Genomic DNA, 16390 nt, shown 5'->3' on the forward strand with positions numbered 1-16390 from the left:
GTATTGTAAATACCGATTCATCGGAGCTCGACGAGCCGTGCGCCTCACCTCCTTCACCGATTACGGGCTGCGCATGTTGATGCGCATGGCGAGCGACCCGGACCGCCTTTTCTCGACCGCCGAGCTCGCACGGGAGTTCGGCGTGCCGCGCAACCACCTCGCCAAGATCATGCAGCGCCTCGCCCGAACCGGCCTCGTGGAAACGCGGCGCGGTGGCGGCGGCGGCGCCGTTCTCGCGGCCGAGGCCGGTCGCACCGGCCTCGGGACGATTGTCCGCCTGTTGGAAGAGGGCCAACCTCTCGTCGAATGCTTCGCCGCCGATGGCGGCCACTGTGTTGTCGATGGACAGTGCCGTCTCAAAGTCCGCCTTCGCGCCGCCGAAAGCGCCTTCTTCGCCGACCTCGACCGATCGACTCTCGCCGACATCACGCTTCCCCGGCCCGTCCCCGCGTGACGCCCTCGGCGCTCGGCCATCGCCAGGATGGGGTCACTTTCGTATGAATGGCGCCCCTATGAAGCCGCCGGCATGATAAACGGCCGAACCGCACGTTAAACGTCCCCGCAAGCGAGCTCTGACCATGACCATCACCAAGCACGAGGAACTCGAGGGGCTGAAGGAGATCGGCCGCGTCGTCGCGATCACTATGCACACCATGGCCAAAGCGATGGAGCCCGGCATGACGACGCGCGAGCTCGACGAGATCGGCCGCGACCTGTTGGAGCGCGAGGGCGCCCTCTCCGCCCCGCAATCCTGTTACGATTTTCCCGGCGCGACCTGCATCAGCATCAATGAGGAAATCGCGCACGGGATCCCCGGCGACCGGGTGATCGCGGCGGGCGATCTCGTCAATATCGACGTGTCGGCCTCGAAGGATGGCTATTTCGCCGACACGGGGGCGACCTTCCGTGTCCCGCCGGTGAATGCCGGGCTCGACCGGCTCTGCCGCGACGGCCATCGAGCGATGGAAATCGGCATTGCGCAGGTGGGAAGCGGCAAGCCGATTTCCGGGATCGGCAAGGCGATCGGGCGTTTCGCCTCCGTGCGCGGCTACACGCTGATCCGCAATCTCGCGAGCCACGGCGTCGGCCGCTCCTTGCACGAATATCCCGAGGAGATCGCAACCTGGCCGACGCGGAACGACAAGCGGCGGCTCGCGAAAGGCCAGGTGCTGACGATCGAGCCCTTCCTGTCCAAAGGCGGCCAGTGGGCGAGCGAAGGGCGCGATGGCTGGACGCTCTACAGCGAGCCGCGCGCCCCCGTCGTCCAATATGAGCACACCGTCGTCGCGACGGATCGCGGTGCGCTCGTCCTCACGCTGCCGGGGTGAATGGCGGCCGGCGCGCCGCGAACCTTGCGCCGCGCTGGACGAGCCCCATGTTTGAGGTGTTACGTTATAACACCTCACCAGGCCGCCCGAGCCGCATGAAGCCGGGTGGCCGCCCCGCCTCCCAAACCAGACATCGTGGAGCATCGATATGAGCGCCTCGCGCCAACCGACGGACGTCATCGTCCTCACCGGATTTCTCGGCGCGGGGAAGTCGACCCTGCTGCGAACGTTCCTGACCGGCCGGGAGAGCGCGGATTGCGGCGTCATCATCAACGAGTTCGGTGATGTCGCGATCGACCACGATCTCGTCGCGGAGGGGCTGCCGGAGGTCGCCGTGACGACAACTGGCTGCCTCTGCTGCACGGCGGGAAGCGACATTCGCGCCTCGATCGCCGAGCTGCACGATGCGGCCGCCAAGCTCGGCCGCCTCCCCTTGCGCCGGGTGATCGTGGAGACCACGGGCCTTGCGAACCCCGCGCCCGTGATCAACCAGCTCGTCGCCGGCGCCGTCCCCGCCTTCGGGCTGCGCGATCACGTTGTCGCCCGTCACTACCGGCTCGCCGGCGTCGTCGCGGTGTTCGATGCCGTCGAGGGGCCGGCGACGCTCGAGCGGCACAGCGAATGCGTCAAGCAGATCGCCTTGGCCGACCGCATCCTCCTCACGAAGGCCGACCTTCTCGACGCCGCGGATCGGACCGCTGAAACGCGCCATCGCATGGAACTCCTCGGACAGATCAACCCCGATGCGCCGATCACCGATATTTCGGCCGAGGATTTCGATATCGAGGCCGCCTTCGCGCCCCGCCATTATGCCCCGCGCGATCTCGGGGCAAACCTTGAGGGCTGGTTGCCGGATGCGTCCCCCGACAGTGGCCACGATCATCACCATGGGCACGAGCATGGACACGGTCACAACCATGACCACCATCACGAGCCCGTCCGGCGCGCCGACGGCACCTTCGGCATCGGCACCGTGAGCGTCATGAAGGACGAGCCGATCGAGAAGAGCGCGCTGGCGCACGCCCTCGATCTCGCCGGTCTCTTCTATGGTGCCAACCTGTTGCGGATGAAGGGGATCGTCGCCTTTTCCGACGAGCCGGACACGCCCCACGTCCTTCAGGTGGTGCAACACGTCATCCACCCGCTGGAACGGCTCGAAAAATGGCCGAGCGAGGACCGCCGGACCCGCATCGTCGCCATCACCCACGGCATCGACCCGCAGGTGGTGGAGGAAATGCTGTCCGCCATGACCGCGAATGGCGCCCAAATCGCCCCGGAGGCGGCACCCACCGCAGAGATGCCGACGCGCTGAACGCGCCGGCGCGCCCTCGTCCGGGACGTCCGTCCGGCGCGCCCGTCAGGCGCCGGCGCGGCCCCAGGCGGGAAATGGATCCGGCAATCGGCGAAAGGCGGCGGGATCGAAGCGGCGCCCGTCCGGCTCGCCGACGAGGCAGGCGTCGAGCGCGGCGCGGATCGCCGCTTCGTCCATCCCCGTTCCGATGAAGACGAGCTCCTGGCGCCGGTCGCCCCAACCGGGCGCCCAATGACGCGTCAGCATCGCCTGCCATTCCGAATGCTCGGGCCAGCGCTCTTTGGGCACCGCGGCCCACCAGAGCCCCATCGCGCCCGTCCGCCCGATTGATCCGGCGAGGCTGAACTCGCCAACATAAGCCGGCCGCGTCGCGAGCCAGAACAAGCCCTTTGCACGGATGAGGCCCGGAAAACTCGTCGCCGTGAAGGCCTGAAAGCGCTCCGGATGGAATGGCCGGCGGGCGCGATAGACGAAGCTCGACACGCCGTATTCCTCCGTCTCCGGCACGTGGCTCGAAAACGAGTTCAGCTCCTTGAACCAGAGGGGATGCGCGTGCGCCGCGTCGAAATCGAAACGGCCGGTATCGAGCACGGCGTCGAGCGCGACGCGCCCGAAATCCGTCTCGATCAGCCGCGCGTCGGCATTCAGTGCCCTGATGATGGCCCGCACATTCGCGAGCGTGGAGGGATCGACCTCACTCACCTTGTTGAGGACGACGATATCGGCAAACTCGATCTGGTCGACGAGGAGATCGACCAGCGTTCGCTCGTCCTCGTCCCCCGCGACCTCGCCGCGATCCTTGAGGAAATCGCGGCTGCCATAGTCGCGCAGTAGGTTCGCGGCATCGACCACCGTCACCATGGTATCGAGACGGGCGACGTCGGAGAGGGAAATTCCGGCCTCGTCGCGGAACTCGAACGTCGCCGCGACCGGCAGTGGTTCGGCGATCCCGGTGCCCTCGATCAGGAGATAGTCGAAGCGGTCCTCGCCGGCGAGGCGGCGCACCTCGGACAGAAGGTCGTCCCGCAAGGTGCAGCAGATGCAGCCGTTCGTCAGCTCGACGAGCCGCTCGTCGGTCCGCGAGAGTGTTCCGCCATTCCGCACGAGGTCGGCGTCGATATTCACCTCGCTCATGTCGTTGACGATCACCGCGACGCGGCGACCCTCGCGGTTGTTGAGAACGTGATTGAGAAGCGTCGTCTTGCCCGCTCCGAGAAAGCCGGAGAGGACGGTGACGGGCAGTCGCCCATCCTGTCGCACCGGCTTTCGCAGGGTCTCGCGGTCGTCGAACTCGGTCATCCGGGCACCTGTGTAACGTTATGTTATAACATAACACTAGCCAGCCAACCGATCCCCCGCAAGCGCCCGACCGATCTCAGGCGCCTACCGTTCGGTCGGTCGGGGTGCCTCGTCAGACGGTGATTGCGGGAAGCACGACCTCCTCGACGAGGTCGTGCAGGTCGCCGACATGACCGTCGCTGCGCGCCGGCCGCGTCGGATCGGAGGTCACGGCGATGGTGAGCGCGACGTCATCCATGATGTAGATCATCTGGCCGCCATAGCCGCGCGCGTAGACGGCCCGCGTCCCGCCAATCTCCGTCTCGAACCAACCGAAACCGTAGGCATCGCCGGAGAAGGGAGAGCGGGTGCGCATGACGAGCGAGGTCTCGATCCAATCCGACGGGACGACCTGCGTTTGCCCATAGCGGCCGTCGAGGCGGACGAGTTCGCCGATCTTCGCGAGCGCGCGGGGCGACAGCGCCATGTTGTTGCCGCCCATATAGTAGCCCTGCGGATCGCGCGTCCAAGCCGGGATCGCGATGTCGAGCGGCTCGCCCAACCACTCGCGCGCGAGGTCGAGAAGGCTGCGATCGGCCAGGCGCGCGATGACGACGCCGAGAAGGTGATAGCTCCCCGTGGAGTACTGGAAGCGCTCGCCCGGCTCCGCCTCGAACGGGCGCGTCAGCACATAGCGGACCCAATCGGGACTTTCGACCCACGCGCCATAATTCGGCCCCGAGGTCCGTTCGAGACCCGCCTGCATCGTGAGAAGGTCGGCGATCGTGATGGCTTCGACCCGCGGATCGGCATCATCCGGCAGAAGATCGGGCACGAGAGCGCCGAGCGTCGCGTCGGTCCCCGGCAGGATGCCCCGATCGATGGCGATCCCGGTCATCAGCGCGACGATGGATTTCGAGACGGATTTGACGTTGACCGCCTGTTCGAGGCTCGGCCCGCGAAACACCTCCTCGAAGCGCGTCTCGCCGTGATGCAGGATCGTCAGCGAGTGGAGCTGATCGAGGCCGGCCGCCTTCTCGGCCAGCCCGTCGAACGACACGGCGTTGGCCGCAAGGAGGCTGGTCGGCATCGCGGCCGCTCCGAGGAGCGAAGCAAGCACGGCACGTCGATCAAGCGACAACGACTTCATGAACTCTATCCCAACTGTTCCGCGGACCGTGCGGCCCTTAGCGAGCCGGGGTGATACGACCATCGCCGTCGACCACCCCAGGCGGCGAATGGCAGCACCATCCGGCCTTCGCGCGCCCGGCGCAAAACGCGTTTGCGTGTTCCGCCGGCCGGGCGAGGCGCCGTCGCCTCAAGGGTCCGGCGCGACGAGAAGGAGCTCGAAGGTGATGAGGACGGGCGCCCCGCCCGGCCGCAGCGTGCCACGAAACTGGCCGCCCGCGGGATCGACGCAATGGACCGGCAGGCGGTCGGCCCGCGCGCCGGGCAGCGTCAGAACCTCCGAAAAGAGCGACTCCATCGTGGCAGCATCGGTGAAATCGGCGCCGATCAGGCTGCCGATGCCGAAGACCGCCGCGTCGGGCCGTCCGAAAAGGTCGATCGACAAGGCGGGCAACGCCGCCGTCAGCTCCTCGAACGGGGTCAAGGTCATGATCGCGGCGTTCGGCTCGCCCGTCTCCGTCGGGATCGGACAGGCGCGGAAGATGGAAAATGCGGTCTCCGCGTCGTCCATCACGTCGAACCGGCCGCCGGTGAAGATGTAGCCCGTCACCGCCATGTCTCGGGCGATCGTCACATCGCCGGGCAAAAGATGGCCGGCGCGCTGGACGCCGTCGTCATTCCAGACCGCGTGGCAATGGAGGAACCACGCGCCATTCTTGCGGCCGACGGTGGCGACGGCATGCTCGAGCGCGGCGAACGCTCCGCCGTGCGTGTCGCTATACCAGGCGACGCGGATGCCGTCGGGCGAGCCGCCGCGGGGCATCACGAACTGGAAGGGGCCGATCTCCAAGCCGTCGAGGACCAACATCGCGCTGTCGCCGCCCTCACCCGCCACCGCCTCGGCGACGGCATCCATCAGCGTCCGCCCGCCGGCAAGGCGCAGGGCGACACGGCGCACCGTGCCGGGCACGACATGCTGCCGCGCGATGCCACGGGGGCCGGGATGGCGGATCGCGTCCGTCCGGCTCATCGGCGGGTCGCAGCGCGCATCGCGCGCCGTTCCGACGAGGTGCCGTCGCGCCCCGTCATGGCGCAAGGGCCGGACGACGGGTCCGGCCGCGGATCGATGGAGGGGAACATGTCGAAACGGCCTCGCGCGGATGAGATCGGCAACGACTATAACGGCCCGACGCCCCACACGTTAAGGGCGGCCCCGTCGCCGAGGCCGCCCTTTTTTCGCCGAACGCGGCGCGCTTGCGCCACCGCGTCACCTGTCCCCGGACGCGCCGGGTCAGGTCGTCGGTTCGGTCGCCACGGCGTGGTCCGACGGGAATGGCCGCACCCCGGTGAGGCGCCGCAGCGCCACGTAGAAGACCGGCGTGAAGAAGAGGCCGAAGATCGTGACGCCCAGCATCCCGGAGAACACCGCCGTCCCGAGCGAGACGCGCATCTCCGCGCCCGGCCCTTCCGCCAGCATCAGCGGCACCACGCCGAGAATGAAGGCGAAGGCCGTCATCAGGATCGGACGCAGGCGCAGCCGGCACGCATCGACCGTCGCCTCGATCAGCGATTTGCCTTCCGCCTCCCCCTGCCGCGCGAACTCGACGATGAGGATCGCGTTCTTCGCCGCCAGACCGACGAGCACCACGAGCCCCACCTGGGTGAGCACGTTGTTGTCGAGCCCGCGCAGGTTCACCCCGATGAGGGCCGCGAGGATCGACAGCGGCACGATCAGGATGATCGCGATCGGCAGCACCCAGCTCTCATAGAGCGCCGCCATCGCGAGGAACGCGAAGAGCACGGCGAGGCCGAAGATGAGCACCGCCGAATCGCCGGTCGATCGCTCCTGGAAGGCGAGCTCGGTCCACTCATAGGAGATCCCCGCCGGCGCGACCTCCTGCACCGCCCGCTCCATCGCATCGAGCGCATCTCCCGTCGATGTTCCGGGCGCCGCGTTCCCCTGGAGCGGCACCGACACGTACATATTGTACCGCTGGACGAGCGCCGGGCCCGCCTCCTCCCGCACCGACATCACGGTGCCGAGCGGCACCAGCGCACCCGACTCGGCTCGAACCTTGAGCCGCAGGAGATCCTTGACGGAGGCGCGGAACGGCGCGTCCGCCTGGGCTCGGACCTGGAAGACCCGGCCGAAGGCGTTGAAGTCGTTCACGTAGGCGGTGCCGAAATTGGTGCTGAGCGCGTCGAAGATATTGGGGATCGGCACGTTCAGCATCCGCGCCTTGTCGCGCTCGATGTCGAGATAGATTTGTGGGCTCGACGCCGAGAAGGTGGTGAAGACACCGGCAAGGCCCGGCGATTCGGCGGCGACGTTCATCGCCTCATAGGCGGAGGCGAGCACCCGGTCGACATCGGCCCCGTCACGGTCCTGGAGCTGGATCTTGAAGCCGCCCTGGTTGCCGATACCGGGCACCGACGGAGGCGGCACGGCGATGATGAAGGCCTCCTCGATCGACTGGAGCCGGGCATAGAGCGCGCCGATGATCTCGGTCGCGCCGTGTCCCTCCTTCAGCCGCTCCTCGAAGGGTTGAAACCCCGCGAAGATCGCCGCCGAATCCGACTGGTTGGTGAAGGTCGCGGCGGAGAATCCGGCGAAGGCCACGGCGTCCTTCACCCCCGGCGTCGCCTTGATGATGTCGGAGGCCTCACGCGTCACCGCGTCCGTGCGGGACAGGGACGCCCCGTCCGGCAGCTTCAGCACGACGATCGCATACCCCTGATCCTGTTCGGGGATGAAGCCTTGCGGCGTCGTCGTCAGCATCCACCAGGTCGCGAAGAGGAGCGCGACGAAACCGCCCACCATGATCGTGAGCATCACCGCCCCGGAGACGAAGAAGCGCACCATCGCCCCGTAACCCCGTGCGAGGAGGTCGAAGCCGCGGTTGAACCCGCCCGCGAGAGCGGCGCCGATGCGGCCGATCCCGCGCGGCTCGCGATGCTCGTGACGCGACTTCAGGAAGAGCGCCGCGAGCGCCGGTGACAGCGTCAGCGAGTTGAGGCCCGACAGGGCGGTCGCCGCCGCGATCGTCACCGCGAACTGCTGGTAGAATTGACCGGTGATGCCGGGAATGAAGGCGGTCGGCACGAACACGGCGACGAGCACCAGCGTGATCGCGATGACCGCCGAGCCGACCTCGTTCATCGTGCGGTGGGAGGCCGCCCGCGGGTCGAGCCCCTCGTCGATATTGCGCTCCACGTTCTCGACCACGACGATCGCGTCGTCGACGACGATGCCGATGGCGAGCACGAGGCCGAAGAGGGTGAGAAGGTTCAGCGAATAGCCGAACGCCAGCATGACCGCGAACGTGCCGATCAACGACACCGGAATCGCGATGATCGGAATGATCGCCGTCCGCCACGACTGGAGGAACACGACGACGACGAGGATCACGAGGAGCATCGCCTCGACGATCGTCTTGTAGACCTCGTAGACCGACTCGGCGATATACTCGGTCGGATTGTAGACGATGCTGTATTCGAGCCCCGGCGGGAAGTCGGCCGCCAGCGTCCGCATCGTCGACTGGATCTCCTCCGCCGCGTCCAGCGCATTGGTGCCGGGACGCTGGAAGATCGCGAGCGCCACCGCCGGCTGGTTGTTGAGATAGGAGTTGGTGACGTAATCCTGCGCGCCGAGCTCGATGCGGGCGATGTCCTGAAGCTGGATCAGCCGCCCATCCTCGGTGTCTTTGACGATGACGTAACGGAAGTCACGCGCTTCGTCGAACCGGCCCTGGGTCGTGACCGCGAGCTGGAACGCGTTGCCGTCCGGCTCCGGCGGCGCGCCGACGGTGCCGCCGGACACCTGGACGTTCTGCTCGCGCAGCGCCTGGACGACATCCGACGCGGTCATGCCGTAGGCCGAGAGCCGCTCCGGGTTCAGCCAGATGCGCATCGCATAGCGCCGCTCACCGAAGATGATGAGATCGCCGACGCCGTCGAGCCGGGTGAGGATGTCCCGCACGCGGCTGCGGGCATAGTTCGAGATATAGAGCTGGTCATAGGTGTCGTCCGGCGAGAGCATGTGGACGACCATCATCAGGTCCGGCGACGATTTCAGCGTCGTGATGCCGAGGCGGCGCACCTCCTCCGGCAAGCGCGGCTCGGCGATCGCCACCCGGTTCTGGACGAGCACCTGCGCCTGATCGAGATCCGTGCCGAGGCGGAACGTGATGGTGAGCGCCATCGAGCCGTCGGCGGTGGAATAAGACGACATGTAGAGCATGTCCTCGACGCCGTTCACCTCCTCCTCGATCGGCGTCGCGACGGTGCGGGCGATCGTGTCGGCGTCGGCACCCGGATAGGACGCGCGGACGACGATCGTCGGCGGCGCGATCTCCGGATACTGGGCGACGGGAAGCTGCGTGTAAGCGAGCCCGCCCAGAATGACGATGAGCAGCGAGACGACCGTCGCGAAAATCGGACGGTCGATGAAGAAATGTGACAGAGACATTGGTCTAGCCCTCCGTCGGCTCGTTCGTCGGCGGCAGTTCGGTGAGCTTCGGCGTCACCTTCACGCCGGGGCGCACCCGCATCAGCCCCTCGATGACGACCGTCTCCGTCCCGTCGAGGCCCGACCGGATCACCCGATAGCCGTCGATCCGCGGGCCGGGCCGCACGGGCTTGGCTGAAACGGTGTTCTCCTCGTCGACGACATAGACGATGCGTTGGTTCTGGTTGGAGGCGACCGCCTTGTCGGGCAGCATGATGCCGTCGTGCGGCAGCGAGCCCGGCACGTTGACGCGTCCGAACATGCCCGGCTGCATGATGAAGTCGGAATTGTCGAGGCGCGCGCGCAGGCGGATCGTGCCGGAGGCGTTGTCGACCCGGTTCTCCGCGAAATCCAACTTTCCGGTAAACGCGCCGTCCCGCTCGTCGGCGAGGCGCACCTTCACGTCGAGCCCGCCGCCTTGCTGAAGGTCGGTCCCCCGCACCCGCGCATCGCGGGCGTAGTTGAGGAGCGAGCGCTCGTCGATATCGAAATAAATGTCGATCGGATCGAGCGAGACGATGCGCGTCAGCACCGTCTGATCGGGTTGGACGAGATTGCCGACCGAAACGAACCGGCGATCGATGCGGCCGGCGATCGGGGCGCGGATCTCGGTATAGTCGTAATCGAGGCTCGCCGTGCGGGTCGCCGCCTTCGAAGCCTCGGCGTGGGCCTGGGCCGCGAGATAGGCCTGGATCCGCTCATCGTGCTGCGATTGCGGGATCGTGCCGCGCTTGAGAAGATCGGCGCCGCGGTCGAACTGCTGCTTGGCGTATTCGAGTTCGGCACTCGAAACGCGCTCTTGCGCCTCGGCCCGTTCTTTTTCCGCGGCATAGGGACGTTGATCGATCGTGAAGAGGAGGTCGCCCTCCTTCACGATCTGTCCGTCGGTGAAGTGGATTTCGGCGAGATAGCCAGACACGCGGGCCCGGACCTCGACCTCGTCGACCGCGGCGAAGCGGCCGACGAACTCGTCGTCCTCGACAATCTTTCGAGCCACGGGCTTGGCGACCGTCACCTCCGGCGGTGGCGGAGCCTCGGCTGTCTGCGCTTCGGGTTCGCAAGCCGCGAGGCCGAAGGCAACGGCGCCGAGAAGAAGAAATTGCAGGCGTGACAAAGGCGCCTCCTGTTGGGCAGGCCAAAGCGACGCCGAATATGGACACGCTGTAATGCGACACAATGGGTGTCACTGCACATATTTTACATAGAACGGCCCGCATCGTCGCCGGAACACGGTGAACTCGGATCTTGAAAGGGTCGTCTCGCGAAGCGCACCGATGTGCCGGTCGAGCACCAAGGCATTGTCGCTATGGACAAAATCGGAGTGACGCGCTTCCGCCGGATCGTGTCGGGCACAAGGCGGCGTCGCCGCTCAATTCGAATCCACAACGGGCACAATCAGAGGCGGGCCCTTTGCAGGCCCGGATGCAATTTTGGTTTGCATTGCCCGAAATGCAACATGCGTTGCGCCGCACCACGAAGATGTGATGCGGCGCTGCTGTCAATTAACGGATGACGCAAGTAGATGGCCGCAAAAGGAACGGCCCGATCCTCCCCGCATCATCGCGCGAGGCCCTTTGCGGCCGCCGGCGGGATCGGCGCCCGCGTCAGGTCACATATTCTCGCTGCGCCAGGCCTCGACGTCGGCGGCGACCTCATCAGGCGACCAGTCGTTCGCCGGAGCGATGAATTTCGGTTCGAGGAAGGCGGACGGATCGGCGCTTTCCTCGATGAGGCCGAACTTCATCATGCCGGGCTGGATGTCGGTCCATGTCGCGGTCTGGAGGTCGCCCGCCTGATCGGTCACGGAGACGTTGAGGCGGATCGCGTTCTCCAGATATTGCTGGCCGAACTCGGGATCTTCCCACTCCTCCGGCACCGCCGCGCGCGCCATCTCGGCAACGACGTCCGGCGCGATGGTCGCAACGTGCATCGCCTTCGACCAGGCCCGCAAATACCCCTCCAAAAGATCGGCCTTCCCCTCTACCGCCTTGTCGAGCGCGACGAAGACGTTGCCGGGCTTGGCCGACACCTCGGACGGCGTGATGAGGTCGATGTCGATGCCGTTCGCGCGGATCGCCAACCAGTCGGGACCGGAACCGGCGATCGCCGCGACGGTCTGATCGCGGAAGGCCGATGCGAGCGTCGGCCCCGCTTCGCCGACGACCACCATCGTGACGTCGTCCTCGGTGAGATCGCGGGCGTCGAGCGCGATCTGCATCGTCACCCTGTCCCGGTCGGAGACGAGACCGACCGTCTTGCCCTCGAGATCGGCGACATCGGAGACGTCGCTTTCGGCCGACACGGCGATGCCGTCGGGCGCGGTCTGCATCACCTCGTAGACGACGTTGATCGGCACGCCCGCCGCGACCGCCTGGAGGACTTCCGCCGAATCCATCATCGCGATGTCGGCCTGCCCGTTGCGCAGGAAATTCACGTAGGGGATCGGCGAGTCGGACGGCAGGAGATTGACCGCAATCCCCTCATCCTCGAAGTAGCCGAGCGCCTCGCCGACGATCAGCGGAAAGTAGTTCGCCGAGCGCTGCTTCGGCATGATCGCGTTGACGGTCTGCAGCTCTTGCGAAAAAGCCGGGCCGACCGTTGCGACTGGCAGCGCCAAGGCGGTGGCGGTGCCCAGAATTAGGACGCGCGTCGTGTTGCGCATGCTGTTTCCTCCTGGTGCTTCTGTGTGGTTGGCCGAAGCGTCTGGGGGGTGGCGCGCGCCGTCCATCTGGCCTGCCGCCTTCGACTTACGGCCGCCATGCGCGCATCCCGACGCCAGAAGACGATCCGGTCGTCGAGGATCTCGATGAGGTAGAAGAGCAAAAGCCCGAGCAGCGACATCGACAGGAGCGCTGCGATCGCATTGTCCATCTGCAGCGCGAACGCGTAGCGCTGCATGAGAACGCCGATGCCGGCCGTGCCTTGCGAGAACTCGGCCACGACCGCGCCGACAAGGGCCGTCGTGATGGCGATCTTGAAGCCCGCGAAGACGAGCGGGAGCGCTTCCGGCACCTGCAGTTTCAAGAAGGTCTGCCAGCGGCTCGCCCCGAGGGAGCGGAACATCTCGATCGTCTCCTCGTCGACGCGGGTGAGCGCGATCAGCGTGTTCACGAAGACGGGGAAAAAGCAGACGATGGCGCCGAGGGCGATCTTGGAGGCGTAGCCGAAGCCGAACCAGGCGATCACGATCGGCGTCAGCGCGAGGCCGGGCGTCACGTTGAGGACGATCGCATAGGGCGAGACATAGCGGCGAATATTGGCGTTGAGCGCCGAGCCGACGGCGAGCGCGAGCCCGATGCCGCCACCGATCAGAAAACCGCCGAACGCCTCGTAAAAGGTGACGGCGAAGTGCCAGTAGATCGTGCGGTCGACCACATAGAGCTTCCACAGCCCCTGTGCGATCTCGAGCGGCTGCGGCAGCAGGATCGTGTCGATCAGCCCGGCGCGCCCCGCCCCTTCCCAAAGAAGGATCACGGCAGCGAAGACGAAGAGGTGCTTGCCGACCTTTTCCGCAAAGGTGACGGCCGTGTCGATCCTCATGGCCGGCCTCCGGATCGCTCGGCCCATCGCCGCGCGCGGCGGCGGGAGACCGTCTCCATCCGCTCCGCGTCGGTCCAAAACACGATGAACCGGTCGAGCGCCTCCATCAGGCGGAAGATCGCGAAGCCGAGCACGGTGAGGGTGAGGACGCACACGAACGCCGAGGCCATGTTGAGGACGCCGGTATATTGGGAGATCAGAACCCCCATCCCGGCATTCGAGGCGATGAACTCGGCCACCAGCGCGCCGCCGAGCGCGGAGGCCATGGCAAGGCGCAGACCGCCGAGAATGTCCGGCATCGCGTTCGGCAGCATGACGAGGCGGAACGTCTGGAGCTTCGAGGCGCGCATGGAGCGCATCATGCTGATGTCGTCCTCGTCGACATTCAGCATCCCGTTCAGCGTGTTGACGAACGGGGCGAAGAAACAGACGAGCATCACGATGAGGACTTTGGAGCTCCAGCCGAAGCCGAACGCGGCGATGATCACCGGCCCGATCGCGATGCGCGGTGTCGCCTCGATGACGATGACATAGGGCTTCAGATAGCGCCGCACCCGGTCCGACATGCCGACCACGAGGGCAAGGCCGATGCCCATGAGGGAGCCGGCGAGGAAGCCGGAGATCACCTCGCCGACGGTGAGGCCGAGGTGGGGCCAGATGTTGCCCTGTGTCACATAAAGCCGCCAAAAGCCCGCGAGGATGCTGGACGGTCGCGGGAAGAAGAGCGGATCGAGGACCCCGGCGCGTGAGCCGATCTCCCACGCTGCGAGAAGCGTCGCGAGGATGAGGAGATGGTTGACGACGACGAGGCCGGATCGCTCGCCCCCCGCGCGGGGCGGACTGTCGCCGGCCGCGCTCATAGCCGCCCGCCCAGCGTGCCACGCACCTCGGCGACGAGGGCGTTGAACTCCGGCGTCACCTGGATCGCCGGATCGCGCGGCCTCGGCAGCGGCACATCGACGATCGCGGCGATCTCGCCCGGACGCGGGGTCATCACGAACACGCGGTCGGCGAGGAAGATCGCCTCGCCGATATTGTGGGTCACGAACATCGTCGTGGCCCCGACCTCGCTCGTGATGCGCGACAACTCGACATTGAGCCGCTCGCGCGTGAACTCGTCGAGCGCGCCGAAAGGCTCGTCGAGGAGGAGGACGTCTGCGCCGGTCTGAAGGAGCCGCGCGAGGGCAACGCGCTGCTGCATGCCGCCCGAAAGCTGACGCGGAAAGGAGAAGGCGAAATCGGTAAGCCCGGTCAGCTCCAGCAAGCCTTCCGCCTTCTGCCGGTCGGCCTCGGTCACCTTGCCGGCGATCTCGGCCGGCAGAAGCACGTTCTCGATGGCGGTGCGCCAGGCGAGCAATGTGGGCTTCTGGAACATCATCGCGACGTCGGTGTGCGGCCCCTTCACCGGCTCGCCATGGACGCGCAGATCGCCGCCGCTGCGTTCGAGCAGACCCGCGACGATACGCAAAAGCGTGGACTTTCCGCAGCCAGACGGCCCCACCAGCGCAATGAACTCGCCGGGCCGGACGTCGAACGTCGCGCCGTTCAGCGCCACGACGCGGCCGTCGCCGAACGTCTTCGAGACATCGTGAGCGCTGATGACCGGGACGTCACCCCGCGCTGTTTCGGGCGTAGCGGACTGGTGCCTTTCGGCGATGGCCATCGGGTCTCCCCCCTCTCCCTCCGACGTCCGCGTTCTTGCAGCGCAGGATCGTCTCGTTGTCGGGCCGTGGCTCAGGTCACGGGCCCAGCATGGCGTTGCGGATCGCGACGAGGTGATTGCGGATCGCCTCCTCGGCGGCTTCGGCGTCGCGCTGGCGCAGCGCGTCGAGGATCTTTTCGTGATCGGCATGGTAGCTCGCCCGGGCCGTCTCGGTGAGCGTCCGCCGCTTGAGCGCACCCCACTCGGCGGTGTTGCGCGCCTCGGTCACGAGCCGATAGGCGGCGATCATCACGGGATTTTTCGTCGCCATCGCCACCGTCTCGTGGAAGGCGGCGTCCCAATGCTCGAACTGCTCGATGGTCTCGGCCGCGCCGCCGGAGGCGATGCAGCGCTTCATCTTCTCGAAGTCCGCGGCGGTGCCGTTCGCCGCGATGAGGCGGGCAAGGGTCGGCTCGAACGCAAGGCGCGCGTCCATCACCTGGATCGGGCTCGTGACCTCGCCGAGGCTCGGGCTCGCGGTCTCGGTGGCGGCGACGTAGGTGCCGCTGCCGGCGACGCGGATGATCCGTCCCTCCCCTTCGAGCACGCGAAGGGCGTTGCGCACGGCGCCGCGGCCGACCGAAAGCGTGCTGCTGAGCGCCCGCTCTGTCGGCAGCCGGCTGCCGGCCGGGTATGTGCCCGCGTCGATCGCGCTCAAAATATAGTCCCGGATCGTTTGATCGGTGGCCTGCATCGCCATGGCGTTCTCCTAACCACTTGGTGCGCCAAACTCGGCCTAATTGTCAACAGAGGTTTGTTGTGGTTGACATATTGGTCTGTTTTGGTGTTCCAACTATCGGCTTCGAGACGAAAGGTCGTGCCCATGAGCGAATCGCCCGAACCCGCATTGACGATCCTAAGCGGCGGCGCCGCCAACGGGCTCGTCTCCCGCCTCGAACCCCGCTTCACCCGTGAGACCGGCCTCGCCATCCGCGGTGATTTCGGCGCGGTCGGCGCGGTGCGCGACCGGATCGTCGCCGGCGAGGCGGTGGATATCATCATCCTGACGCACGCCCTGGTGGACGCGTTGGCCGACGATGGTCACGCCGAACGCGCATCGATCCGCGATATCGGCACCGTCACCACGGGAATTGGTGTGCAAAGTGGTGAACCAATTCCCGACGTCTCGACACCAGAGGCGCTCCGCTCCCTTTTGTCGGATGCCACGGCGCTCTACGTTCCCGACACCACCCGGTCGACCGCGGGTCGCCACGTGGCCGGCGTGCTCGCCGCCCTGGGCCTCGCGTCCCGGTTCGGGCCGCACCTCAAGGAATTTCCCAACGGGCAGACCGCGATGCGCGCCATGGCGGCGGACGCGATCCCCGGCGCGGTCGGCTGCACGCAGATCACCGAGATCCTCAACACCGAAGGCGTCGACTATGCCGGCGACCTTCCCGGCGCGCACGGGCTCGCCACCGTCTACACGGCCGCCGTCCACAGCGCCGCCGCCAATGCCGACGCCGCCCGCCGCCTCGTCACGATCCTCACCGATCCGGCCGAGGCCGACGCGCGCCGCGCCGCCGGTTTCGCCTGAGCGAGACCACCGCAAAGCCGGGCGCCCGCCCGGCCTTCATCCATCAACGATCATGAGCGGG

At 66.8% G+C, this 16390-nt stretch carries 14 protein-coding genes; 4 read left to right on the plus strand and 10 right to left on the minus strand.

Annotated elements, in window-relative coordinates; all coding sequences use genetic code 11:
* Positions 1-37: 37 nt before the first annotated feature.
* The 3 genes from L1787_RS15965 to L1787_RS15975 all read left to right on the plus strand — a co-directional run bounded on the left by L1787_RS15965 (position 38) and on the right by L1787_RS15975 (position 2640).
* A complete protein-coding gene (locus tag L1787_RS15965) occupies positions 38-454 on the plus strand; it encodes an RrF2 family transcriptional regulator (protein ID WP_235709822.1) in 417 nt (138 codons plus the stop codon).
* A 124-nt stretch (positions 455-578) separates the two neighbouring features.
* Positions 579-1328: a type I methionyl aminopeptidase gene (gene map, locus L1787_RS15970; RefSeq protein ID WP_235709823.1), complete on the plus strand. Its 750-nt coding sequence runs from the start codon at positions 579-581 to the stop codon at positions 1326-1328.
* Positions 1329-1476: 148 nt separating this feature from the next.
* Complete coding sequence (locus tag L1787_RS15975; protein ID WP_235709824.1) at positions 1477-2640, plus strand: CobW family GTP-binding protein; 1164 nt, start codon at positions 1477-1479, stop codon at positions 2638-2640.
* 45 nt (positions 2641-2685) lie between these two features.
* On the opposite strand, the gene zigA is transcribed toward L1787_RS15975, so the two are convergent.
* From zigA to L1787_RS16025, 10 genes are all read right to left on the minus strand, one after another.
* The gene (gene zigA, locus L1787_RS15980; protein WP_235709825.1) at positions 2686-3939 is read right to left on the minus strand and encodes a zinc metallochaperone GTPase ZigA; all 1254 of its coding nucleotides are present in this window, start codon (positions 3937-3939) and stop codon (positions 2686-2688) included.
* 112 nt (positions 3940-4051) lie between these two features.
* Complete coding sequence (locus L1787_RS15985) at positions 4052-5008, minus strand: serine hydrolase domain-containing protein (protein ID WP_235709826.1); 957 nt, start codon at positions 5006-5008, stop codon at positions 4052-4054.
* 228 nt (positions 5009-5236) lie between these two features.
* Complete coding sequence (locus tag L1787_RS15990; protein WP_235709827.1) at positions 5237-6076, minus strand: PPC domain-containing DNA-binding protein; 840 nt, start codon at positions 6074-6076, stop codon at positions 5237-5239.
* A gap of 261 nt (positions 6077-6337) precedes the next feature.
* Complete coding sequence (locus tag L1787_RS15995) at positions 6338-9514, minus strand: efflux RND transporter permease subunit (RefSeq protein WP_235709828.1); 3177 nt, start codon at positions 9512-9514, stop codon at positions 6338-6340.
* A 4-nt stretch (positions 9515-9518) separates the two neighbouring features.
* On the minus strand, positions 9519-10667 hold the full coding sequence (locus tag L1787_RS16000; RefSeq protein ID WP_235709829.1) for an efflux RND transporter periplasmic adaptor subunit: 1149 nt from the start codon (positions 10665-10667) through the stop codon (positions 9519-9521).
* Between the two features lie 495 nt (positions 10668-11162).
* Positions 11163-12215, minus strand: coding sequence for an ABC transporter substrate-binding protein (locus L1787_RS16005; protein ID WP_235709830.1), 1053 nt, complete (start codon positions 12213-12215; stop codon positions 11163-11165).
* Positions 12191-13093 (minus strand): ABC transporter permease, encoded by a 903-nt coding sequence (locus L1787_RS16010; RefSeq protein ID WP_235709831.1) that lies wholly within the window; start codon positions 13091-13093, stop codon positions 12191-12193. The genes L1787_RS16005 and L1787_RS16010 overlap by 25 nt, the downstream gene beginning before the upstream one ends.
* Positions 13090-13953 (minus strand): ABC transporter permease, encoded by an 864-nt coding sequence (locus L1787_RS16015; RefSeq protein ID WP_235709832.1) that lies wholly within the window; start codon positions 13951-13953, stop codon positions 13090-13092. Before L1787_RS16015 ends, L1787_RS16010 begins: the two co-directional genes overlap by 4 nt.
* The gene (locus L1787_RS16020; RefSeq protein WP_235709833.1) at positions 13950-14756 is read right to left on the minus strand and encodes an ABC transporter ATP-binding protein; all 807 of its coding nucleotides are present in this window, start codon (positions 14754-14756) and stop codon (positions 13950-13952) included. Before L1787_RS16020 ends, L1787_RS16015 begins: the two co-directional genes overlap by 4 nt.
* Before the next feature lie 76 nt (positions 14757-14832).
* Complete coding sequence (locus L1787_RS16025; protein ID WP_235709834.1) at positions 14833-15495, minus strand: FadR/GntR family transcriptional regulator; 663 nt, start codon at positions 15493-15495, stop codon at positions 14833-14835.
* 123 nt (positions 15496-15618) lie between these two features.
* Here L1787_RS16025 and L1787_RS16030 point away from each other — a divergent pair, with 123 nt between their 5' ends.
* Positions 15619-16329, plus strand: coding sequence for a substrate-binding domain-containing protein (locus tag L1787_RS16030; RefSeq protein ID WP_235709835.1), 711 nt, complete (start codon positions 15619-15621; stop codon positions 16327-16329).
* Positions 16330-16390 lie beyond the last annotated feature (61 nt).

The organism is Acuticoccus kalidii, assembly GCF_021556395.1.
GTDB classification, from domain to species: Bacteria; Pseudomonadota; Alphaproteobacteria; order Rhizobiales; family Amorphaceae; genus Acuticoccus; species Acuticoccus kalidii.

What these genes read in the sequence shown, in the direction of transcription:
- map (WP_235709823.1), top strand. Translation starts at nt 579, where the DNA reads ATGACCATCACCAAGCACGAGGAACTCGAGGGGCTGAAGGAGATCGGC.
- L1787_RS15975 (WP_235709824.1), top strand. Translation starts at nt 1,477, where the DNA reads ATGAGCGCCTCGCGCCAACCGACGGACGTCATCGTCCTCACCGGATTT.
- zigA (WP_235709825.1), bottom strand. Translation starts at nt 3,939, where the DNA reads ATGACCGAGTTCGACGACCGCGAGACCCTGCGAAAGCCGGTGCGACAG.
- L1787_RS15985 (WP_235709826.1), bottom strand. Translation starts at nt 5,008, where the DNA reads ATGCCGACCAGCCTCCTTGCGGCCAACGCCGTGTCGTTCGACGGGCTG.
- L1787_RS15990 (WP_235709827.1), bottom strand. Translation starts at nt 6,076, where the DNA reads ATGAGCCGGACGGACGCGATCCGCCATCCCGGCCCCCGTGGCATCGCG.
- L1787_RS15995 (WP_235709828.1), bottom strand. Translation starts at nt 9,514, where the DNA reads ATGTCTCTGTCACATTTCTTCATCGACCGTCCGATTTTCGCGACGGTC.
- L1787_RS16005 (WP_235709830.1), bottom strand. Translation starts at nt 12,215, where the DNA reads ATGCGCAACACGACGCGCGTCCTAATTCTGGGCACCGCCACCGCCTTG.
- L1787_RS16010 (WP_235709831.1), bottom strand. Translation starts at nt 13,093, where the DNA reads ATGAGGATCGACACGGCCGTCACCTTTGCGGAAAAGGTCGGCAAGCAC.
- L1787_RS16015 (WP_235709832.1), bottom strand. Translation starts at nt 13,953, where the DNA reads ATGAGCGCGGCCGGCGACAGTCCGCCCCGCGCGGGGGGCGAGCGATCC.
- L1787_RS16020 (WP_235709833.1), bottom strand. Translation starts at nt 14,756, where the DNA reads ATGGCCATCGCCGAAAGGCACCAGTCCGCTACGCCCGAAACAGCGCGG.
- L1787_RS16025 (WP_235709834.1), bottom strand. Translation starts at nt 15,495, where the DNA reads ATGGCGATGCAGGCCACCGATCAAACGATCCGGGACTATATTTTGAGC.
- L1787_RS16030 (WP_235709835.1), top strand. Translation starts at nt 15,619, where the DNA reads ATGAGCGAATCGCCCGAACCCGCATTGACGATCCTAAGCGGCGGCGCC.